At 66.9% G+C, this 20,830-nt stretch carries 25 protein-coding genes; 10 read left to right on the top strand and 15 right to left on the bottom strand.

Annotated features, from left to right (window positions below; translation table 11 throughout):
- Position 1 precedes the first annotated feature (1 nt).
- From ACMVY4_RS08210 to ACMVY4_RS08155, 12 genes are all read right to left on the bottom strand, one after another.
- Positions 2-553 carry a histidine phosphatase family protein gene (locus ACMVY4_RS08210; protein ID WP_416899675.1) on the bottom strand — a complete coding sequence of 184 codons (552 nt, stop codon included), beginning with the start codon at positions 551-553 and terminating at the stop codon, positions 2-4.
- Positions 554-573: 20 nt separating this feature from the next.
- Entirely contained in the window at positions 574-2,274 is a 1,701-nt protein-coding gene (locus ACMVY4_RS08205; RefSeq protein WP_416899674.1) for a Na(+)/H(+) antiporter subunit D, read from the bottom strand.
- Positions 2,261-2,539: a hypothetical protein gene (locus tag ACMVY4_RS08200; RefSeq protein ID WP_416899673.1), complete on the bottom strand. Its 279-nt coding sequence runs from the start codon at positions 2,537-2,539 to the stop codon at positions 2,261-2,263. Before ACMVY4_RS08200 ends, ACMVY4_RS08205 begins: the two co-directional genes overlap by 14 nt.
- Positions 2,536-4,026 (bottom strand): proton-conducting transporter membrane subunit, encoded by a 1,491-nt coding sequence (locus tag ACMVY4_RS08195; protein WP_416899672.1) that lies wholly within the window; start codon positions 4,024-4,026, stop codon positions 2,536-2,538. The genes ACMVY4_RS08200 and ACMVY4_RS08195 overlap by 4 nt, the downstream gene beginning before the upstream one ends.
- Positions 4,023-5,531: a monovalent cation/H+ antiporter subunit D family protein gene (locus ACMVY4_RS08190; RefSeq protein ID WP_416899671.1), complete on the bottom strand. Its 1,509-nt coding sequence runs from the start codon at positions 5,529-5,531 to the stop codon at positions 4,023-4,025. The genes ACMVY4_RS08195 and ACMVY4_RS08190 overlap by 4 nt, the downstream gene beginning before the upstream one ends.
- Complete coding sequence (locus ACMVY4_RS08185) at positions 5,531-5,917, bottom strand: cation:proton antiporter subunit C (protein WP_416899670.1); 387 nt, start codon at positions 5,915-5,917, stop codon at positions 5,531-5,533. Before ACMVY4_RS08185 ends, ACMVY4_RS08190 begins: the two co-directional genes overlap by 1 nt.
- The gene (locus ACMVY4_RS08180) at positions 5,914-6,375 is read right to left on the bottom strand and encodes a Na(+)/H(+) antiporter subunit B (protein WP_416899669.1); all 462 of its coding nucleotides are present in this window, start codon (positions 6,373-6,375) and stop codon (positions 5,914-5,916) included. The genes ACMVY4_RS08185 and ACMVY4_RS08180 overlap by 4 nt, the downstream gene beginning before the upstream one ends.
- Entirely contained in the window at positions 6,372-6,965 is a 594-nt protein-coding gene (locus tag ACMVY4_RS08175; protein WP_416899668.1) for a DUF4040 domain-containing protein, read from the bottom strand. Before ACMVY4_RS08175 ends, ACMVY4_RS08180 begins: the two co-directional genes overlap by 4 nt.
- Positions 6,962-7,306, bottom strand: a complete 345-nt coding sequence (mnhG, locus tag ACMVY4_RS08170; protein WP_416899667.1) for a monovalent cation/H(+) antiporter subunit G — start codon at positions 7,304-7,306, stop codon at positions 6,962-6,964. The genes ACMVY4_RS08175 and mnhG overlap by 4 nt, the downstream gene beginning before the upstream one ends.
- Positions 7,303-7,575: a monovalent cation/H+ antiporter complex subunit F gene (locus ACMVY4_RS08165; protein ID WP_416900279.1), complete on the bottom strand. Its 273-nt coding sequence runs from the start codon at positions 7,573-7,575 to the stop codon at positions 7,303-7,305. The genes mnhG and ACMVY4_RS08165 overlap by 4 nt, the downstream gene beginning before the upstream one ends.
- Positions 7,576-7,577: 2 nt before the next feature.
- Complete coding sequence (locus ACMVY4_RS08160; protein ID WP_416899666.1) at positions 7,578-8,084, bottom strand: Na+/H+ antiporter subunit E; 507 nt, start codon at positions 8,082-8,084, stop codon at positions 7,578-7,580.
- Between the two features lie 92 nt (positions 8,085-8,176).
- Positions 8,177-10,420, bottom strand: coding sequence for a hypothetical protein (locus ACMVY4_RS08155; RefSeq protein ID WP_416899665.1), 2,244 nt, complete (start codon positions 10,418-10,420; stop codon positions 8,177-8,179).
- A 115-nt stretch (positions 10,421-10,535) separates the two neighbouring features.
- Here ACMVY4_RS08155 and ACMVY4_RS08150 point away from each other — a divergent pair, with 115 nt between their 5' ends.
- The 3 genes from ACMVY4_RS08150 (at position 10,536) to ACMVY4_RS08140 (ending at position 13,294) form a co-directional block, all read left to right on the top strand.
- Positions 10,536-11,081 (top strand): cold-shock protein, encoded by a 546-nt coding sequence (locus ACMVY4_RS08150; protein WP_416899664.1) that lies wholly within the window; start codon positions 10,536-10,538, stop codon positions 11,079-11,081.
- Positions 11,082-11,099: 18 nt separating this feature from the next.
- Positions 11,100-12,449, top strand: coding sequence for an FAD-dependent oxidoreductase (locus ACMVY4_RS08145; RefSeq protein ID WP_416899663.1), 1,350 nt, complete (start codon positions 11,100-11,102; stop codon positions 12,447-12,449).
- A gap of 78 nt (positions 12,450-12,527) precedes the next feature.
- Positions 12,528-13,294, top strand: a protein-coding gene (locus ACMVY4_RS08140) for an IS5 family transposase (protein ID WP_416898553.1) whose coding sequence is annotated in 2 segments (ribosomal slippage) — positions 12,528-12,852 and positions 12,852-13,294 — 768 coding nt in all. Because the reading frame shifts where the segments join, the coding sequence is not laid out codon by codon here.
- On the opposite strand, the gene ACMVY4_RS08135 is transcribed toward ACMVY4_RS08140, so the two are convergent.
- Positions 13,291-13,965 (bottom strand): sensor histidine kinase, encoded by a 675-nt coding sequence (locus tag ACMVY4_RS08135; RefSeq protein WP_416899662.1) that lies wholly within the window; start codon positions 13,963-13,965, stop codon positions 13,291-13,293. The genes ACMVY4_RS08140 and ACMVY4_RS08135 overlap by 4 nt on opposite strands.
- Here ACMVY4_RS08135 and ACMVY4_RS08130 point away from each other — a divergent pair.
- A complete protein-coding gene (locus ACMVY4_RS08130; protein WP_416899661.1) occupies positions 13,946-14,695 on the top strand; it encodes a hypothetical protein in 750 nt (249 codons plus the stop codon). The genes ACMVY4_RS08135 and ACMVY4_RS08130 overlap by 20 nt on opposite strands.
- Here ACMVY4_RS08130 and ACMVY4_RS08125 read toward each other — a convergent pair.
- Together ACMVY4_RS08125 and ACMVY4_RS08120 are read right to left on the bottom strand one after the other, a co-directional pair.
- Positions 14,646-15,341, bottom strand: a complete 696-nt coding sequence (locus tag ACMVY4_RS08125) for a response regulator (protein WP_416899660.1) — start codon at positions 15,339-15,341, stop codon at positions 14,646-14,648. The two genes, ACMVY4_RS08130 and ACMVY4_RS08125, sit on opposite strands and share 50 nt — an antisense overlap.
- 4 nt (positions 15,342-15,345) lie before the next feature.
- Positions 15,346-15,837, bottom strand: coding sequence for a MarR family winged helix-turn-helix transcriptional regulator (locus ACMVY4_RS08120; RefSeq protein WP_416899659.1), 492 nt, complete (start codon positions 15,835-15,837; stop codon positions 15,346-15,348).
- Between the two features lie 87 nt (positions 15,838-15,924).
- On the opposite strand from ACMVY4_RS08120, the gene ACMVY4_RS08115 reads away from it, so the two are divergent.
- The 6 genes from ACMVY4_RS08115 (at position 15,925) to ACMVY4_RS08090 (ending at position 20,491) form a co-directional block, all read left to right on the top strand.
- Positions 15,925-16,812, top strand: a complete 888-nt coding sequence (locus tag ACMVY4_RS08115) for a branched-chain amino acid aminotransferase (protein WP_416899658.1) — start codon at positions 15,925-15,927, stop codon at positions 16,810-16,812.
- A gap of 79 nt (positions 16,813-16,891) precedes the next feature.
- Complete coding sequence (locus ACMVY4_RS08110) at positions 16,892-17,479, top strand: hypothetical protein (protein WP_416899657.1); 588 nt, start codon at positions 16,892-16,894, stop codon at positions 17,477-17,479.
- Positions 17,480-17,537: 58 nt separating this feature from the next.
- Positions 17,538-18,437, top strand: coding sequence for an HNH endonuclease (locus ACMVY4_RS08105; RefSeq protein WP_416899656.1), 900 nt, complete (start codon positions 17,538-17,540; stop codon positions 18,435-18,437).
- Between the two features lie 55 nt (positions 18,438-18,492).
- A complete protein-coding gene (locus ACMVY4_RS08100; RefSeq protein ID WP_416899655.1) occupies positions 18,493-18,903 on the top strand; it encodes a RidA family protein in 411 nt (136 codons plus the stop codon).
- On the top strand, positions 18,900-20,102 hold the full coding sequence (locus tag ACMVY4_RS08095; protein WP_416899654.1) for an acyl-CoA dehydrogenase: 1,203 nt from the start codon (positions 18,900-18,902) through the stop codon (positions 20,100-20,102). The genes ACMVY4_RS08100 and ACMVY4_RS08095 overlap by 4 nt, the downstream gene beginning before the upstream one ends.
- Before the next feature lie 41 nt (positions 20,103-20,143).
- Positions 20,144-20,491: a helix-turn-helix domain-containing protein gene (locus ACMVY4_RS08090; protein WP_416899653.1), complete on the top strand. Its 348-nt coding sequence runs from the start codon at positions 20,144-20,146 to the stop codon at positions 20,489-20,491.
- Positions 20,492-20,830 lie beyond the last annotated feature (339 nt).

The following is a 20,830-nucleotide window of genomic DNA, read 5'->3' as shown; positions in this document are numbered from 1 at the left end:
GTTACAGCTCCAGCTTCGCTACCTCGGCATTGTTCAGGAAGCGGCCGATCAGCATGTAGAAGAAGGTGCCGTGGCCGACGACGGCGATGCGGCGTTCGGGCCGGCTGGCGAGCCAGCCGCGGAAGCGGTTGACCCGCTGCATCAGCTCGTCATGCGGCTCCTCGGCGAAGGGGCCGTGATGCCCTGCCTTCACATACCACCACGGGTCGGCCAGATGCCCGAAGTCGAGCTCGGGGAAGGCTTCCGCCAGCCTGAGCGGGGAGGAGCCGACATCGCAGCTGGCCGCAAGGTGCTCACGGTGCAGCGGTTCGATGACCATCGGCAGCCCGCGGGCACCGAACGCGCCGATACTGGTCTGGATGGCGCGGGTGAAGGGCGTCGAGACCACCAGATCGACCGGCAGGGCAGCCACTTCGCGCGACAATGCCTTCACCTGCTGCTCGCCCTTCGGGCTGAGCGGCGCGTCGAAGGTCATCGGGTCCTCGCCCGTCAGCGACATGTGCGCGTTGAAGGTCGACTGCCCGTGCCGGATCAGATGGATGGTCTTCGCCACGGCCGCCCCCCAAATGCCCCTCAGGCGTAGTACACCAGCAGATAGAGACCCAGCATCGCCGTCAGCCACAACACGCTGGTGCCGGGGGTCACTGTGCGCGCCAGCAGGCCCTGCGGGTCCGCCAGCCGCCGCGTGGTGGCGATCACCGCGCCGACCCAGTCCAGCATGCCGCCCTTCAGCGCGGCCGACGTCTCGCCGGCCCATTCGATCACCTTGCGCCAGACATCCTGCAGGCCGCGCCGGTAGAACCAGTCGAACTCCACCACCGTCCCGCGCCGGGTCTCCGGCTGCAGACCGGCATGGAGCAGCCAGGCGAAACCGAGGCCGGTGAAGGCCAGCAGCTGCAGCTGGGTCACGACATGCGCCGCCGTGTAGGGCTGGTAGTCGGACTGGAACGGCAGATGGCGGTAGAGCTGCTCGGGCGCCACGCCGATCGCGATGCAGAGCACCGCCGCCCCCGCCATGGCGATCACCATGTTGGCCGGCGCTTCGGCCACCGGGCCGCGCTGCACCTTCGGGGCGGCGAAGAAGGCGGCGAAGGGGATGCGGATGCCGGTGTTGTAGAAGACGCCGACCGAGGCGAGCAGCAGCAGCGTCCAGACCAGGCTGTAGCCTTCCTTGCCAGCCGAGCTGAGGATCAACGACTTGGAGATGAAGCCGGCGAAGAGCGGGAAGGCCGAGATCGAGGCGGCGCCGATCAGACACAGCGCCATGGTCCAGGGCATGGCTCGGGCCAGCCCGCCGAGGTCGCTCGCCTTGGCGCTGCCGGTCCGGTAGAGCACCGCGCCCAGCACCATGAACAGCAGGCCCTTGTAGATCACCCCGGTGAAGGCATGCGCCGCGGCGCCGTCCAGCGCCAGCTCGGTGCCAATGCCGACGCCGACCACCATGAAGCCGAGCTGTACCTGCAGGCTGTAGGCCATCACCCGGCGCAGGTCGTTCTCGATGGTGGCGAAGAACAGCGGGAACACGGCCATCGCCGCACCGATCCAGATCAGTTCCTCGGTGCCGGGGAAACCGCGCGCCAGAGTGTAGACCGCCATCTTGGTGGTGAAGGCCGACAGGAAGACCGTGCCCGTCGGCGTCGCCCTCGGATAGGCGTCCGGCAGCCAGTTGTGCAGCAGCGGGAAGGCGCATTTGACGCCGATGCCCAGGAACATCAACAGCGGCCCGGCGCCCGAGAGCGTCATGCTCTCGAAGGCGACCGATCCCGTCGCCCGCCAGTGCAGTGCGATGCCGCCCAGCAGCAACACGCCCGAGAGGATCTGCACCAGCAGATACCGGATACCGGCGCGGTAGCTCTCGTCGGTGCGGCTGGCGAAGACCAGGAAGGCCGAGGTGACGGCTGTCAGTTCCCAGTAGACGAACAGCGTCAGCAGATCGCCGGCGAAGACCGCGCCGATCGCGGATCCGGCATAGGTCATTGCCGCCACGTCCTGCATCCGGTCGTTCACATGCAGGTGGAAGACCGCACCGATGAAGGCGGCGATGTAGAAGATGTAGCCCCAGATCAGGCTGAGCCCGTCGACCCGGCTGCCGACCAGTTCGGCGCCGAAGAACTCCGTCGTCCAGTAGCTGCCCTCGGGCACCGCGAGCAACTGCAGGAAGCCCACGACCGGCAGGCCGAGCATCAGCAGCTGGCGCAGCCGCCATGGGAGGACCGCGGCGAGCAGCCCGCCGGCGATCAGGATCAGTCCTGGCGGCAGCTCAGTCCACGTCATCGTCGTAATAGTCCTCGTCGCGCATCAGGGTCCGGCGGAGCCAGCGGGAGATCACGGCCACGAACACGCAGCCGGCCAGACCGAAGAAGCCGTAGAAGTTGGGAATGTGCTCGGCGCTGAAATAGGGGTGATGGTGAACCCAGTGTAGCGCCAGATTGACCACGTCGATCAGCCCCAGAACGGCGCAGAGCGCGATCAGCGCAAGGAAGATCCCGCGGGCGGGACCGCGCCGTCCGGTGTCGTTCTGTTGCGCGGGGGCGGTCATCGGGCGGCCCCTCCGGTCTCGGTGATGGGCAGCAGCATGTCATGGATGTGGTCGGCGCCGAAGAACAGCGCGACGCAGAGCAGCGAGGTGATGACGATGGCGATCAGACAGGGCAGCGGCGCTTCGTGGATCTTGACCGGCGCGCCTTCGGGCGATCCGGGCGGGCGGTAGAGGAAGCCGCGCAGCGGGATCGGCATCAGATAAGCGACGTTCAGCAGCGATGACAGGATGAGCACGCCGATCATCAGCTGGAATCCGGCATCGGCGGCGCCCAGCATGATCAGCGTCTTCGACCACGAGCCGCCCAGCGGCGGCACGCCGATCACCGACAACGCGCCGATCATGAAGCAGATCATGGTCACCGGCATCACCCGGCCCAGCCCCTTCATGTCGGAGATCTCGGTCTTGTGGGCGGCGACGTAGATGGCGCCAGCGCAGAAGAACAGCGTGATCTTGCCGGCCGCGTGCATGGCGATGTGCATGCCCGCGCCGACCACGCCCATGGCCACGCCCAGCGCCGCGCCCAGGATGACGTAGGAGAGCTGGCTGACGGTGGAATAGGCCAGCCGGCGTTTCAGGTTGTCCTGCTGCATGGCGATCAGGCTGGCCAGCGTGAGGGTGATCGCGGCGGCGTAGATCAGCCAGTTGGTCGACGGCTCGGTGGAGATCAGCTCCAGCCCGAAGATGTAGACGATCACCTTGATCACGGTGAAGACGCCCGCCTTCACGACCGCGACTGCGTGCAGCAGGGCCGAGACCGGCGTCGGTGCGACCATGGCCGCCGGCAGCCAGCGGTGGATCGGCATCAGCGCCGCCTTGCCGATGCCATACATGTAGAGCGCCAGCAGCAGGCCCGCGGTCAGGCCCTGGACGTGGCCCAGCAGGATGCCGCCGGGCTGGAAGTCCATGGTGCCGGTCAGGCTCCAGGTCCAGATGATCGCGGGCAGCTGCAGGCCGATGGAGGTGGCGATCAGGATGCCGAGATAGGTGCGGCCGCCCCGGCGGGCCTCGTCGTTCTCCTTGTGGGTGACCAGCGGATAGGTCGACAGCGTCAGCACTTCGTAGAAGATGAACAATGTCAGCAGGTTGCCGGCGAAGGCGACGCCCATCGCGCCGGCAATGGCGAGCGCGAAACAGGCGTAGAATCGGGTCTGGCGGACTTCCTTGTTCCCGCGCATGTAGCCGATCGAATAGATCGAGTTGACGATCCAGAGCGACGCGGCGACGGCCGCGAACAGCATACCCAGCGGTTCGACCTCGAACTTCATCGGCAGGCCGGGCAGGATCTCGATCACGCTGACCAGCGGACGGCCGCCCGCCAGAACGACGGGCAGGATGGTCCAGACATTGACCGCGTTGACCGTCGCCGTGATCAGGGTGACGGTCTCGCGCAGGTTCGGCCAGCGGCCGGTCAGGCCGATCAGCACCATGCCGATCAGCGGGACCGCCAGCGCCAGCAGGATCTGGGTCTCGACCGTCAGGTTCATGGCGCCAGCCCCATCAACTGCAGGGCGGCCTCGCGGGCGATGCCGACGGTGAACTCGCTGTCGATGCCGAACCAGAAGCAGCCGCCGACCAGCAGATACATCGGCACCAGCATCATCAGCGGCGCTTCCTCACGCGGCGCCTCGGGGTCCGGGTCGCGGAAATAGGCGACTTCGACCACGCGCCAGACATAGATCACGGCCATCAGCGAACTGGCCAGAATCAGTGCGGTCAGGAAATAGCCGACAGGCCCCTGCGCCAGCGCGGCCTGGACCAGGTACCACTTGGAGACGAAGCCGACGGTCAACGGCACGCCGATCAGGCTCAAGCCCGCCAGCACGAAGGCGAACATGGTCAGCGGCATGCGCCGGCCCAGCCCCTCGAAGCGGACCAGCCGCACCCCGCCCGCGCGCAGGAAGACCGCACCGACGGCCATGAACAGCGCCGCCTTCATCAGGGCGTGGTTGAACAGGTGGACGATACCGGCGGTGACGCCCTCGACCGAACCGAGGCCGATGCCGGTTATCATGTAGCCGATCTGCGCCACCGACGACCAGGCCAGCATCCGCTTCATGTCCTGCTGAAAGATCGCCGACGCCGAACCGACGAGGAAGGCGATCACCGCGAAGGGCAACAGAAGGTTCGCGAAATCGAAGTTCTCACCCACGGTGACGTCGCCGAACACCGTGAACTGGAACCGCATCATCACGTAGACGGAGACCTTGGTCGCCGTCGCCGACAGGAACACCGCCACCAGGCTGGGGCTGTAGGCATAGCCGTTGGGCAGCCAGAAATGCGCCGGGAACAGACCGCATTTCAGCGCGATGCCGACGGTCAGGAAGCCGGCGGCGGCCAGCACCGGCGGCTGGTCGGCGATCGGCGGCACGCGCACCGCCAGATCGGCGATGTTGAGCGTGCCGGTCATGATGTAGAGCAGGCCGACGCCGATCAGGATGAAGGTCGCGCCCAGCGTGCCGAGCACGAGGTAGTTGAACGAGGCTGTCAGCGCCCGCGGATCGCGACCCGAAGCGATCAGCACGTAGGTCGACAGCGACGAAATCTCCAGGAAGACGAAGATGTTGAAGGCGTCGCCCGTGATCGCGATGCCCAGCATGCCGGTCAGGCAGAGCAGCCAGGCGGTGTAGAACAGGTTGTGCTTGTCCAGCGGGATCTCGCGGGCCGACGCCACGCGGGCATAGGGCAGCGCGATCAGGCTGATCATGGACACGATCAGCAGGACGAAGGCATTGACCTTGTCGACACGGTATTCGATGCCGACCGGTGGCGCCCAGCCGCCCATGGCGTAGGACACGACGCCGAGTTCCATCACCTGTTGCAGCAGCAAGCAGGAGACGGCGAAGGTCGCGGCGCTGACCAGCAGCGCGAACAGCCAGGCGAGTCCCTTCGGCTTCAGGAACATGCAGACCGGCGCCGCGACAAGCGGCAGCGCGACCTGCAGCGCCGGCAGGTTGGCAATCAGATCGAAGCCTGCACTTTCGGTCGCCACTAGCCGCCTGCCCGCTCTTTCAGTTCGGCCTCGAAGGCGGCCTGGGCTTCCAGCACCTCGTCTTCCTCGACCGAGCCGTAAGCCTCCTTGATGCGGACGACCAGGGCCAGGCCGATCGCAGTGGTGGCGACGCCGACGACGATGGCGGTGAGGATGAGCACGTGGGGCAGCGGGTTCGAGAAGGTGAGGTCCTCGCCCTCTACGAAGATCGGCGCTGTCGCGTCCCAGATCTTGCTCGACGAGATGTAGAGCAGGAACACGCTGGCCTGGAAGATGTTCAGCCCGACCACCTTCTTCACCAGATTGCCGCGGCTGATCGTGATGTAGAGGCCGAGCGACATTACGATGGCGAAGATCCAGTAGTTGTACTGACCGAGCAGGCTCATGCGCCGTCCTCGTCGCCTGCGGCCTCCAGATCGCGGGTCAGTTTCAGCCGGTCCGCGAACTTGTAGAAGATGGTGATCATGACCGAGGCCACGGTCAGGCCGACCCCCGCCTCGATCAGGATGATACCGAGATGCTGGCCGTGGACGGGATCGTGGCTGTCCAGCGCGTTGTAGTTCAGGAACTCGGCGCCCAGGAACATGGTCGCCACGCCGACGCCGGCATAGAGCAGCAGGCCCACAGCCACACCCGCGGTGACCAGCTTCGGCGGCACCGCGTTCTCGGCGTTGTCCAGCCCGAAGACCAGAGCGTAGAGGATGATGGCCGCAGCCACGATGACGCCGGCCTGGAAGCCGCCGCCGGGGCCGAAATCGCCGTGGAACTGCACGTAGAGACCGAACAGGGCAATGAACGGGATCAGCAGCTTCGAGAGGACGCGGGGTATCAGATGATGGATCATGACGGACCGGCTTCGTCCTGTTTGCGCCGGCGCCGGCGCGGCCCGATGACCGGCATCACGCCCAGCAGGTACATCACGCCGATCCCGGCGGTGAAGATCACCGCGACCTCGCCCAGCGTGTCGAAGCCCCGGTAGCTGGCGAGTACCGCGGTGACGATGTTGGGCACGTCGATCTCGACCGGCGTGCGCTGGATGTAGTCCGGTCCGACATGAAGCTGGGCCGGGTTGTCCGCACGGCCGACTTCGGGCAGCGAATCCACCGCCCAGATAAGCGCGATACCCGTGGCCGCCGAGATCAGCAGCGGCGCGAAGCGGAACCGGTCCGGGATCTTTTCCCGGCGGTTGTCGATCAGCGCCAGCGTGCCCAGCGCGAGGATCGTCGAGATGCCGGCGCCCACCGCGGCCTCGGTGAAGGCCACATCCATGGCGTCCAGCAGGACGAAGACCGAGGCCATGATCAGGCTGAAGATGCCGGCCAGCATGACCACGGCGAACAGGTTACGGACACGCACGATGCCAATGGTGACGATGACCAGCAGCGCCAGCATCACGATGTTGATGATCTCGATCCAGTTCACACCGTCGATCATGCGCTGCCCTCCCGGTCCTCGGTCAGGTCGTGGTCCAGCAGCGGCTTCTCGCCGTCGAAGAAGGCGGCGTGGCCCAGCGCGTAGGACGCGATCGGCGAGGTGAACCACAGGAACACCAGAATGAAGAACAGCTTCACCGCGATCAGCCAGTCGCCACTGACCAGCACCGGAACGGCGCAGCCGGCCAGAACCAGGAAGGTCGCCAGCGTGTCGGTGACGCTGGCGGCGTGCAGTCGCGTGTAGAGATCGGGCAGACGCACCGCGCCATAGGCGCCGACAACCGTCAGCAGCGCGCCGGACCCGACGAGGATCCAGGTCAGGATCTCGGCCCAGGCGCTCAACTGTCCAGCTCCGACTGGCCAAGGTCGCGGTAGCGGACATATTTCAGCACCGCGATGACGCCGATGAAGTTCATCAGGGCGTAGAGCAGCGCCAGGTCTAGAAAATCCGGACGGCCGGCAACGAAACCGACCACGGCGATCAGCAGCACGGTCTTTGTGCCGAACATGTTCACGGCCATGATCCGGTCGTAGATGGTCGGGCCCAGCAGCGCCCGCACCACGGCCAGCACCATGGCCACCAGCAGACCCATCGCAGCGGCGGCGAACATGATCATGCGTCCCGCGCCTCTCGGTGAAGCCGGTCGTTCTCCAGCGCCGCGCAACGCCGGTTCATGTCGTCGGACAGCACACCCTCGGCGCCTGACTTCGACAGGGCGTGGACCAGGATGCCGTGCTCGTGGTCGATGTCGATGGAGATCGTCCCCGGCGTCAGCGTGATCGAATTGGCGTAGATGACCTTGCCGAGATCGGTCCGCTGCAGCGGCGGCGTGCGGATGAGCGTCGGCGAGATATCCGGCGAAGGGCGCAGCAGCCGCAGCACCACATCGATATTGGCCTTCACGATCTCGACGAACAGCCAGGGCCAGTAGATGAGGATGCGCCAGCCGAGATCCAGCGGCACGCCTTCATGATCGACCACATCCATCCGGATGGCGAGAACCACGCAGGCGATCACGGACCCGGCGCCGAGCCAGTAGAGCAGATTGAAGTCGTAGATGCCGGACAACAGCAGCCAGACTGCGGCCAGAACCACCAGCAATCCCAAAGCCCGCGTCACGTCGATCCGATCCCCCGTTTGCCCGCCCGCTACGTTGCGTGCCCATGCTTATCCCGGCGGCATTACGTGATGCAACTCAGAACGGACCTCAATCAGCCTGTCCAGCCGTTCAACTTTTCGAAGCGGCGGATGGCGTTACGCAACGGCCGGCTGGACCGGACCCACTCGCGCTGCGTCTCCGCGGCCGCCGCCAGCGCGGCGGGATCGGCGAGCAGCCGCGGCAGATCCACCGCCGCCTCGGGCGGCGTCATCGAGGCGGCCGGCGGCAGCGGCGGCGCCCCCTCCCGGCCCGCCGGCCATCGATCCGTGGCCACCCCGGCGACCGGCACGCTCATCGCCGCCAACTGCAGCAGGTGCATCTCGTCGGCGGCATCGCAGCGCCAGGCGGCCGCGAGCCGCACATGCGCCAGGAAGGGTGCCGGATCCTCTGGCCAGGCCATGATGTCGACGCCCGCCACCGCCTTCGCGCCGGGCCGGAACAGGACAGGCCTGAGGCCCGGATGGGTGGTGCGCAGCGCATCGGCCAGCGCCGCCAGGGCCGGCGCGTCGTCCGGTACCGGCTCGCCGACAATGGCCAGAAGTCCGGCATCCGCGGCCCCGTCGACCTCGAGGCTCTCGGCAGCGCGATGCCGCGCGACACCGCCCGAGCTGTTCCGGAACGCCGCCAGATCGATCGCCGCAGGCATCGCGACGGCAGGACGTCGGGTCTCCGGCAGGGTCGTCAGGGCCGGCAAGGACGGCAGCACCGCCCGGACCGTCTTCTGGCCGAGCAGCATCCGCACGGCTGCCTCGACGAAGGCTCCGGCGTCGCGACACTTTTCTTCCCAGCCCTCGGCGAGATGCAGCAGCAGCGCCGGCGCGCCTTCATGCAATGCGGCCAGCCCCGCCGTGGCGTAGAGCCCCGGATCGGCGACATGCACCGCGCAGGGCGACAGCGACCGGATGGTCCGGCGCAGATGGGCGGTCTCGGCCACCATGGCCGGGTGCAGATAGCCGAAGGCCGGCGGCATGTCCGGCGCCTCACTGGCGTCCGAGCCCTTCGCCTCCACCCGGAAATCGCCGATTCCGTACCATGCGCCGCTCAGCAGACCGGCATCGGCGAGCCAGTCCGCGGGCAGACCCGGCGCCCTGGTCTGACGCACCGCCACCGGCCCGCGGGCGCGGCGGACAATATCCAGCAACAGGCGTTCCCGGTCGTTGGGCAGCCTGCCGCCCAGCAGCAGCAGGGCCGGTCCGTCGACAGCTTCCTCCGTATGGGGTCCGCCCCGCCCGGATTCAGGCAGCAGCAGCCCGCGGCCGAAGGCCTCCGACGCCATGTCCAGCGGCAGCGTCTCGCCCGCCTCGACCCAGGTGCGGAGATTCGCGGCAGCCGTCGCCACCGCTTCCGCTGACGTTTCGGGCGCTGCAACCGCTCGGCCCAGAACGCCCGCCGCAGATTTCCAGTCCCCCAGACGGTAATGCGCCAGCACCAGGCTGGGTCCGGCGTCCGGATCCTCGTCGGCGGCAAGGGACAGTTCGCTCAGCACCACCCGCTTCAGATGTTCGTAGCCCGGGGCGCCGATGGTCACGGCCAGGTCGGCGAGATGCACCGGCGAGCGCGCGAAGAGATGTATCGCGGAGCCGATGGCGTTGGCCGCTGCCGATGCGTCGCCCGCGACGTCCAGCGCCCGAACCCGGAGGCCGTGCGAGACACCGCTGGGCGCGATCTCGGCCAGCGCGCCGTAGTGGCTGGCAGCCTGCACCAGATCGCCCGCCCATTCGGCGGCCTCGGCGGCAAGGATGCGCATTGCGGGATCGCGGGGATGGGCGGCAACACCGGCGGAAGCGGCCTTCAACGCGCGCTTCCTGTCGCCGATCAGCCTGAAGAAGTGAACCAGCGCGTGGGCGATGCGAGCCGGCTGCGGCGGCCCCGCCAGCCACAGCTCCGCCAGTCCTCGGGCGGCGCGGGCATCTCCGTGCCTGAGACAGAGAGCCAGCGCGGCCACCCGCAGGGCCGCATCCTCCGGACAGCGCATGGCAAGCCGCTTGAGCCAGAGCAGCGCGTCCTCGTTGTCTCCGGCCCTGAACCGGCAGGCCGCCAGTCGACATCCGGCGAGCACGTGCGAGGGATCGAGAACCAACAACTTGCGGTAGGCGCCGGCCGCGGCGTCGTGGTTGCCTTCGGCGTAGAGCGCCTCGGCATATCCGAGCCTGCGCGACAGGTCATCCGGCGCGGCTTTCAGGCTGCGACGCCAGTACGAAACGGACGTCTCGCCTGTTGCCGCATGCGGGTGATCCGGCCCCGACGACGGCCGATAGCCGACGAGTTCATATATTTGATAACGAGAATGAGTCATAAACCGGAGCCGGAAAGAGGCATGTTTTTTAACGAATTCGCCCTTTATTCACATGCTGGCATAGTGATAATGTCACGCTAGACCATGTTAATATTACAAATTGGCCGTACGGGTAATGAGCAGCATGTTTCACGAGGCCACGAAAAAGCCAGCCGTCGAAATCGGCGGTCACCTGAAATGGTTCAACTACGTCAAGGGCTACGGTTTCATCACAACCAGTGATGGTCAGGACGTCTTCCTGCATCTTTCGTGTTTGCGCAAGGCCGGTCTTTCCTTTGTCGAGGAAGGATCGGAGATCTGGTGCGACGCGGTGGAGGGCCCGCGGGGCCTGCAGGCCGTGGCGGTGACGCAGGTCCGGCCCGCGACGCCCGATGCCCAGCCGCAGGCGCAGGCCCGAATGGACGGCGGCCAGCAACAGCCCGGCGACATGCAACCCTCCGGCGAGGAGGAACTGCTCGACGCCACGGTCAAATGGTTCAACAAGATCCGCGGCTACGGCTTCGTGACGGTCGAGGGCAACCCCTCCGACATCTTTCTCCATATCGAGGTTCTGCGCCGCTGCGGCCTGTCGCAGGTTCAGCCCGGCGAGCGTCTCAAGATCACGCTCGAACAGGGCGACAAGGGCCTGTCGGCCCGCTCCGTCTACCTTCCCGAAACCTGACACCGGACCGGCTGCACCGTGACGCGCCATCCCGGCATGGTCGCCGTGCGCCGCGCGCCCGGCAGCACGCGTGAGATCGAAGCCGATCTGTGTGTCGTCGGTTCCGGCGCAGCCGGCCTGTCGGCTGCACTCGAGGCCAGGGCGCTCGGGCTGGACGTGGTCATCGCCGACGCCTCGCCGCAGCTTGGCGGTCAGGCGGTCGAATCCGCCATCGGCACGATCTGCGGGCTCTACGCCAACGGGCTGTCGCCTCACCGCGTCACCTATGGCGCGATGGACGAGATGCTGGCGGCGCTGACCGCAAACGGCGACGCCACTGCGCGCCGGGCCCGCAACACACTGATCCTCGACTATTCCATCAACGCGTGGATGCGCTGGGCCGAAGATGCCGTGGCCGACCGGGGCGTGACGCCGCTGACCGGCGCCATCCTGCGCGAGGTGACGCTGGAGGACGGCCGCGTTGCCGCGCTGGACCTCGCCACACGCTGGGGCGACGTGCGCATCCGCGCCAACGCCTTCGTCGATGCTTCCGGCGACGCCGCGCTGACCTGGCTGACCGGGCAGGAGATGTACCAGGCCGATGCGCCGGTGCACGGCACGGTCATGGCCGTCTTCGAGGATGTCGACACCGACCTCTGCGGCAGCTGGCCGCGCGAGCGGTTCCACGACGCCATGAAGCGCCGCGGCGCCGAGTTCGGTCTCGTCCGCCATGACGGCTTCATCTTTCCCGTGGCGCGCGGCGGCCGGGTGCTGCTGAACATGACCCACATCGAAACCCCGCAGGACGCGGCAGGTCTGGCACTGGCCGGCATCGCCGGACGGCGGCAGGTCGACGGTCTGCTGGCCCTGTTCCGCGACGAGTTCCCGGACGCCTTCGGCAAGGCGCGGGTCGCGCTCTACGGCCAGCCCGGCATCCGTCAGACCCGCACCATCCGCGGCCGCAGCCGGATCACCGTCGAAGATGTCCGGACGGGGCACCGGCCGGACGATGTGATCGCCCGCTGCAGCTGGCCGATCGAACTGCACACCGAGATGGCCGACACCCATTGGGAGGTCTTCGACGAGGACCACATGCACCACATCCCCTTCGGCGCCATGGTGCCCGAGGGACTGGACAATGTGGTTGTCGCCGGACGCTGCATCGACGCCGAACCGGCGGCGCTGGCCAGCGTTCGGGTGATGGGTCCCTGCTTCGCCATGGGCCGGGCGGCGGCCAGTGCCGCGGCGCGGCTGGGCAGCGGCAGCTTCCACCAGATCGACATCGCCGGCCTGCAGGCCGATGTCGCCGACAATCTCGACCGTACCGATCACGATCCCTGGACCAAGAGCTTCATGGCCGAGAGCGGACGCGAGGCCGACGGGGCCTAGGTTCTGAACCCATAAAGGGGATTCTGTTTCGGTTCTTTGGGTGATTCACTCTGGTGGGTGAATCGCAGGAGGTCCGGAATGGCGCGCTTTGATCTGACCGATTTCGAATGGGAGCTGATCGAGCCGCTGCTCCCGAACAAGCCGCGGGGCGTTCCCCGGGTGGATGACCGCAGGGTTCTCAACGGCATTTTCTGGGTGCTGCGCACCGGCTCGCCCTGGCGCGACCTGCCGGAGCGCTATGGCCCGCACACCACGGTCTACAACCGCTTCAACCGCTGGGCGAAGGCGGGCGTCTGGGTGCGGGTCTTCGAAGCGCTGGCCAGGAAATCGCCGGATTCGATGCAGTTCATCGACAGCTCCATCATCCGCGCCCACCAGCACGCCGCCTCCGGCAAAAAGGGGGCGCGGATCACGCCATTGGCCGTTCTCGTGGAGGACTGAGCACCAAGATCAACGCCATGGTCGACGAGCGCGGCCTGCCGGTCGCGCTGGTGCTCAGCCCGGGCCAGGCCTCCGACAAGGCGGCTGTTGCGGAACTCCTTGCCGCCCATCCGGCGACGGGCGACGTGGTGGCCGACCGGGGCTATGACGCCCGGGCCGTGCTGGACCTGATCGCGGCGCAGGGCGGTCGCGGCCACATTCCCACCCAGCGCGACCGCAAGGTCCAGCGCAGCGTCGATCCGGCGCTCTACCGCCGGCGCAATGTCGTCGAGCGCTTCTTCAACAAACTCAAACACTTCCGGAAGATCGCAACACGCTACGAGAAATCCGCCCGAAACTACCTCGCAGCCGTCCTCATCGCTTCAACCCGAATATGGCTGCGCGCTTATGAGTCCGCGTCCTAGACCGGAATCCGCATTTCGACCCTGAGGCCGCCGATCGGCGCGTCGAGCAGGCGGATGTCGCCGCCGTGCTGGCGGATGACGTCGCGGGCGATGGTCAGGCCGAGACCGGCGCCGCCCGAGTCCGGACCCCGCGCATCGTCCAGCCGTGCGAAGGGCCGGAAGACATCCTTGCGCTTGTCGGCCGGGATGCCCGGACCGTCGTCGTCGATCTGGACAAGGATCTGCCCGACCCGGCGCTCGGCGCGGAGCGAGATCCGCTGCGCGAAACGGCGGCTGTTCTCGGTCAGGTTGGTCAGGCAGCGCTTCAGACCATTGGGCCGTCCGATCATGCTCAGATCGCCCACGGCCTCGACCGTGACCGGCGCGCCCTGACGGGCCATGTCGGCGCCGACTTCCTCCATCAATTGCCCGAAATCCATTGGCTCGGCGGGTTCTGTCTCCTGCCCGCGTGCAAAGGCGAGATAGGCATCGACCATGCGCTGCATGTCGGACACATCCCCGCGCAGCGCCTCGACCTCCGGGCTCTCGCCCAGCATGGCGAGTTGCAGCTTCATGCGGGTCAGCGGCGAACGCAGGTCGTGGCTGACGCCCGCCAGCATCTCGCCGCGCTGTTCGATCTGGCGGGTCAGCCGGTGCTTCATCTCCAGCAGGTTGCGCGCGGCCTGCCGCACTTCGGCCGCGCCGCTCGGCCGGAAGTCCGGCGCGTCCTGCCCCTTTCCGAAGCGTTCGGCGGCGGACGCCAGCCAGCGGATCGGCCAGCACCTGATTGCGCAGGAAAAGGATGGCGATGAACAGCACCACGACCGAGGTGCCCATCATGCCGAAGATGAAGACGTTGAGGGTCAGCGAGTAGAGCCGCTCGTCCCGTGTCGTCAGGCGGATGACGCCTTCGGGCAGCTCAACGGCGACGACGAACTGGCGCGGCTGGCTCTCGGTGTCGATGGTGAAGGGCCGCCAGAGCCGGCTCGCCAGGTTGCGCGCCAGCATGCGGTCTTTCAGCGAGAACTTCCGTTCGTCGAAATTCGCCCGCGTGATGGGGTTCTCCAGATGTGCGCCGGGATCGAACTGGATGTCGAGGCTGAGATGGCGGCGCGCGGTGTTGAACAGCCACTCCCGCTTCTGCGGATCCGGATCCAGCCGCATCTGGTCGATGATCACGGCGATCTCGCCGGCCACGCCGAAGGCCATGTGGGCCGAGACCGAGCTCCAGTGCCGTTCGTAGAAGATCCAGGCCACCATGCCCTGCAGCACGACCATCGGCGTGATGATGATCAGCAGCGCGCGCGGGAAAAGCTTCTTCGGCATGTAGCGCCGGAGCAGGGTGTCGAATGGCAGCGGGATGCGCATGGCGTCAGTCCGACGGCGTCGCGTGCAGCACGTAGCCCTCGCCGCGGATCGTGATCAGGTGCACCGGGTTGCGTGGGTCGTCTTCCAGCTTGCGGCGCAGGCGCGTGATCTGGACGTCGATGGCGCGGCCCGCCGGATCGCCGTCATTGCCGATATTCCCGGCCAGCGCCTCCCGTCCGAAGGTTTCGCCGGGGCGGCCGGAAAGCGCCTGTAGCAGCGCTGCCTCGCCGCTTGTCAGGCGGACATGGGCGCCATCCTCGGTCAGACGGCGGCTGTTACGGTCGAAGACGAAGCGGCCGAATTTCAGCCGCGGCCCTGCCGGCGCCCGCCGACCGCGGCGCAGAATGGCCTGCACTCTCAGGATCAGTTCCTTCGGCTCGAACGGTTTGGCCAGATAGTCGTCGACGCCGGCCTCCAGCCCCGCGATGCGGTCGCCGGGATCGCCCAGCGCCGTCAGCATCAGGATCGGCACCGGCTGACCGGCGCCACGAAGGCGGGAGGCGAAGGCCCGGCCGTCCTCGCCCGGCAGCATCACGTCGAGGATCATCAGGTCGAACACGATCCCCCTCAGCCGCTCCTCCGCCTCGGCGGTCGTGCCGGCCTCGGTGACCCGGAAGCCGTTGTCCAGCAGATAGCGGCGCAGCAGATCGCGCAGGCGGCTGTCATCGTCGATGACCAGGATGTGCGCCGCCTCGTCCACGGAATCAGTCGTCGTCCAGCAGCGTCAGCACGTCCTGGCGGTCGCCCGGCGTGACCAGCGCCTTCAGCACGGCCTGATAGCTGGCCACCGCATCCGGCCCCGCCTCCTCGAACGCCTCGCGGACCCGCTGGCGCTGCGGCGCCGAGCAGGCGGCCTCCAGCGCCTCGCCCTGTTCGGTCAGGAACAGGTGGCGCAACCGGCGGTCGCGTTCGCCCTTCTGCTGGCGGATATAGCCGTCGCGCATCAGCGCGCCCAACACCCGCGACAGCGACTGCTTGGTGATGCGCAGGATGTCGAGCAACTGCTGCACGGTGATGCCGGGATGGCGGCCGACGAAGTGGATTACGCGGTGATGGGCGCGGCCGTAGCCGTGCTCCGCCAGAACCGCGTCCGGGCCGGACGTGAAGTCGCGATAGGCGAAGAACAGCAGTTCGATAGCCCGGCGGATCTCCGCCTCGGAATAGGCCTCCGCTTCGGGGGCTCTCGCACGCGACAAATTTAAGTCAACCATGTTGACGTATATTCCTTACAATGTTACGAAGCGAACGTCCTTAGAGACACAATCGTTCAAGCGAGGCCCACAATGAGCAACTTTGCCGACCTGGAAGGTCTGATCTGGTACAACGGCGACATGGTCCATTGGCGCGAGGCGGATGTGCATGTGCTGACCCACGGCCTGCACTATGCCAGTTGCGTATTCGAGGGTGAACGGGTTTATGGCGGCGAGGTCTTCAAGCTGACCGAGCACAGCGAGCGGCTCGTCCATTCGGCCCAGGTGCTTGATTTCGAAATCCCTTATTCGGTTGCCGAGATCGACGCGGCGACCCGGCAGGTGGTCGAGGCCAACAACATCACCGACGGCTATGTCCGTCCCGTCGCCTGGCGCGGCAGCGAGATGATGGGCGTTTCGGCGCAGGCCAACCGCATCAACCTGGCCATCGCGGTCTGGGAGTGGCCGAGCTATTTCGCCCCGGAAGAGCGTCTGCGCGGCATCAAGCTGCAGATCTCCAAGTGGCGCCGGCCCGATCCGATGACCGCGCCGACCGATTCCAAGGCAGCGGGCCTCTACATGATCTGCACGCTGTCCAAGCACAAGGCGGAGAAGGACGGCTATCAGGACGCTCTGATGCTGGACTGGCGCGGCCGGGTGGCCGAGGCGACCGGCGCCAACATCTTCTTCTCGAAGGACGGCGTGCTGCACACGCCGACGCCGGACTGCTTCCTGGACGGCATCACGCGCCGCACGGTGATCGACCTGGCGAAGAAGCGCGGCATGGAGATCGTCGAGCGGCCGATCATGCCCGAGGAGATGGCGGACTTCGAGGAATGCTTCCTCACCGGCACCGCCGCCGAGGTGACCCCGGTGCGCGAGATCGGCCCCTACACCTTCCAGCCGGGCCCGATCTGCGAGACGCTGATCGCCGACTACGACGCCGTGGTGCGCCGCAAGAACACCGCTGCGGCGGCCTGACGCCAGCCTCACACGCACTTTGCGGACCGGGGCGGCTCCTCTATGTAGGGGCCGCCCCGTTTCGTTGTGGAGACAGATCGTGACCAGGAACGGCAAACCGCCCGCCAACCGCCGCAAGCCCGACGGTCCGTCCACCGGTCCGGCCGCCGGCAACCGGCCGCGCCGGCGCTCCGGCGGCCCGCCCCCGGGCGGCGACCGCATCCCCGCCACCGCGCTGACGATCTGGACCGCGAAGGGCGTCACCCAGTTCAAGCTGGGCGTCATCCGTCTCGACGAGACCGGATCCAACGCCGCGCTGGAACTGGCCGCCCGCGCCCGCGCCAGGCCGATCGAGGCCGAAGTGGTCTACGCCTATCTGCTGGAGCGCCCGAAAAGCTCGGCCTGGTGGCGCGAATGGGGCGGCTACGATCTCGAGCAGGAACTCCTCTACGAAGCCGTGATGGCCCGGCCGGCGGTGAAGGCCCTGCTGGCGTCCTTCGACCCGAAGGACAATGAATGGGGCGTCACCGACCGCGACGACTACGCCGACCTGCTGGTCCACGCCCACCACGCCGAGATCGACGCCGACGACATCCGCCGCGGCTTCCGCAACTGGCTGTCGAAACTGGCACCCGACGCAAGGCGCCTGTTCGCGAACGACCTGCGGAAATGGATGGACGGGCGGTAGACTTTCCGTTCGGAAGCTATTGGCTTGCAGATACCCATTGGCACGCTAGCGTTTGCCGATGGGATTCTGCGTCTTCATGCACCGCTCGGACTCGATCTACGAGGATCGTCCGGAGGTTCAGTACCAGTTCCCCAAACAGTATCTGGGACGGGCGCAAACTGCTGAGGGCGACTGGATCATCTATCTGGAACCTTCGAAAGTTCGGGCGACCCGAGGCTATTTCGCAATCGCCCGGGTCAAGGAAATCATTCCAGATCCCGGCGCGCGAGACATGTACCTCGCCTTGATCGAACCCGGCAGCTATCTCGATTTTGCTCAACCTGTTCCCTTCAACGAAGATGATGGGCCCATTGAGCGCGGCCTTCTCAACAACGAGGGCCGAATATCCGGTCGAGCTCAGGCCGCCGTCCGGCCGATCTCGCCCTCCGACTTCAATCGCATTCTTGATGCCGGCCTGGACGAGGCAAAGCCAACGCTCCCGAGACTGGATACAGACTACCAGCCATCGCACCTGGAAGAGCAGCAGGCGCCGTTCGAATTCGAAGCTGAGCGCGCACGCGTCGAAAGCAGGACCAACCGACTTGTCAGGGACCGCGTGTTCAGAAGGCGCGTACTGCAAGTTTATGACGAGAGGTGTGCGTTCACCGGCCTCAAGCTGATCAATGGCGGCGGAAGAGCTGAGGTCAATGCAGCACACATCAAACCGGTCGCAGACGGCGGCCCTGATTCAATCCAGAACGGTCTCGGACTCTCAGGTACCGTCCATTGGATGTTCGACCGCGGGCTGATCAGCCTTGCGGACGATTTCGAGATCCTGATTTCACGACAGGTAAACGACGTCGACAGTATCAAAGGCCTGATAAACAAGGATGGTCGCGCTTGGCATCCGCCGCGCGTGCCTGACCGTCCGCATCCACGCTTCCTGGAGTGGCACCGCACGAACTGCTTCAAGGGCTGATCGTTCAACCCCTCCCCGATTGCCGCCCCATGCGCTTGGCGCTACAAATCCTCCTATGAACAAGGTGCTGCAACCGCCGGGCTGGCCCCGGCCCAAGGGCTACGCCAATGGTGTGGCCGCGCGGGGGACGATGGTCTTCGTGGCCGGACAGATCGGCTGGACGCCTGACGGCGTCTTCAAGGCGACGGATTTCGTCGGCCAGGCGCGGCAGGCCTTCGCGAACACGAAGGCGGTGCTCGACGAGGCCGGCGCGGCGCCGGCGCACATGGCGCGCCAGACCTGGTACGTCACCGACAAGCGCGCCTATCTGGACAACGCAAGAGCCGTCGGCGAGGCCTATCGCGACGTCTTCGGCCGTTCCTTCCCCGCCATGGCGGTGGTGGAGGTGACGGCGCTGATGGAAGACGCCGCGATGATCGAGATCGAAACGACGGCCGTCATTCCCGACGAGGAGGACCAGTCATGAACGCGGATACCGCCGGTTCCACCAAGGCCCAGGCCAGCTTCAACTGGGAGGACCCCTTCGACCTGGACGGTCAGCTGACCGAGGACGAACGCATGGTCCGCGACATGGCCCGGTCCTACGCCCGTGAGAAGCTGCTGCCGCGGGTGATCGAGGCCTTCCGCGAGGAGAAGACCGACCGCAACATCTTCAACGAGATGGGCGAGCTGGGCCTGCTGGGCTCCACCATCGACGGCTATGGCTGCGCCGGCACCAACTACACCACCTACGGGCTGATCGCCCGCGAGGTCGAGGCCGTCGATTCGGGCTACCGCTCGATGATGAGCGTGCAGTCCTCGCTGGTGATGCATCCGATCCACGCCTTCGGCACCGAGGCGCAGCGGGAGAAGTACCTGCCCAAGCTGGCCACCGGCGAATGGGTCGGCTGCTTCGGCCTGACCGAGCCCGATCACGGCTCCGATCCGGGCGGCATGAAGACCCGCGCGAAGTCGGTCGACGGCGGCTACGTGCTGAACGGCTCCAAGATGTGGATCTCCAACGCGCCCTTCGCCGACGTCTTCGTGGTCTGGGCCAAGACCGACGACGACAAGATCCGCGGCTTCGTCCTCGAGAAGGGCATGAAGGGCCTCTCGGCGCCGAAGATCGAGGGCAAGCTGTCGCTGCGCGCCTCGATCACCGGCGAGATCGTCATGGACAATGTCGAGGTCTCGGAAGATCACCTGCTGCCGAACGTCGTCGGCCTGAAGGGCCCGTTCAGCTGCCTCAACAACGCCCGCTACGGCATCGCCTGGGGCGCGCTGGGCGCGGCCGAGTTCTGCTGGCACCAGGCGCGGCAGTATGTGCTGGACCGCAAGCAGTTCAACCGCCCGCTGGCCGCGAACCAGCTGGTGCAGTTGAAGCTGGCCAACATGCAGACGGAGATCGCCATCGGGCTGCAGTCCTGCCTGGCCGCCGGCCGAATGAAGGACGAGGGCCGCTGCCCGCCGGAAACCATCTCCATCATCAAGCGCAACAGCTGCGGCAAGGCGCTGGAGATCGCCCGCATCGCCCGCGACATGCATGGCGGCAACGGCATCCACGAGGAATATCACGTGCTGCGCCACGCGATTAACCTGGAGACGGTCAACACCTACGAGGGTACGCACGACGTGCACGGCCTGATCCTGGGCCGCGCCCAGACCGGCATCCAGGCGTTCTTCTAGGACGCCGCCGAGACCGAAACACCGACCCACAGGAGGTCTTCGTGACCGACGAGATGACCGAGAACCTGCCGCGCCGCATCACCGAGGCGCGGGAGGCGGCAGGCCTGACACGCGCCCAGCTGTCACAGCGCATGGGTGTCACGCCCGACACCGTCGACGCCTGGGAAGACGGGGAGCGCGTCCCCCGCGCCAACCGCCTGGTCGTGCTGGGCGGCATTCTGGGCGTTACCCCGGCCTGGCTGCTGACCGGCGAGGGCGACGACCCGGGCGCGGCGTCGATGGAACTCGGCCCCGGCCGCATCGAGGTGCAGGCCGAACTGGACGCCATCCGCGCCGACCTCGACCGCGCCACCGCGGCGCTGCAGCGGCTTTCGGAGCGGCTGGGTTAGGGCTGCTCCTGACGCCCCCGGATCCGATCCGGGGGCCTGAGGGACCGGCCAGACCATGCATGGCCGGAAGGTCCGAGACGGTGGCGCCCTGAGGTCCGCGGGTCAGGCCCGCGGACGGCAGGTGGTGGCCGTTGCGCTGAGCTCCGCCGCCCCTACCACGTCATGCCGGGCTTGACCCGGCATCCGGCCAAACCATCAGACAGGCGGCGAAGCCGCTCCGGACCCCGGCTCGAAGCCTGTCCCCGACTGGATCGGGGAGCCGGGGTGACGACCGAGAACGCAATCAATGCCGCACAAAACCTTGCCGCCCCCGGACCCCGGATCCGGGGGCCTGAGGGT

The sequence above is a fragment of the Minwuia sp. genome (assembly GCF_048007105.1).
GTDB lineage: Bacteria > Pseudomonadota > Alphaproteobacteria > Minwuiales > Minwuiaceae > Minwuia.
This window is presented reverse-complemented; position numbering and strand designations above follow the sequence as displayed.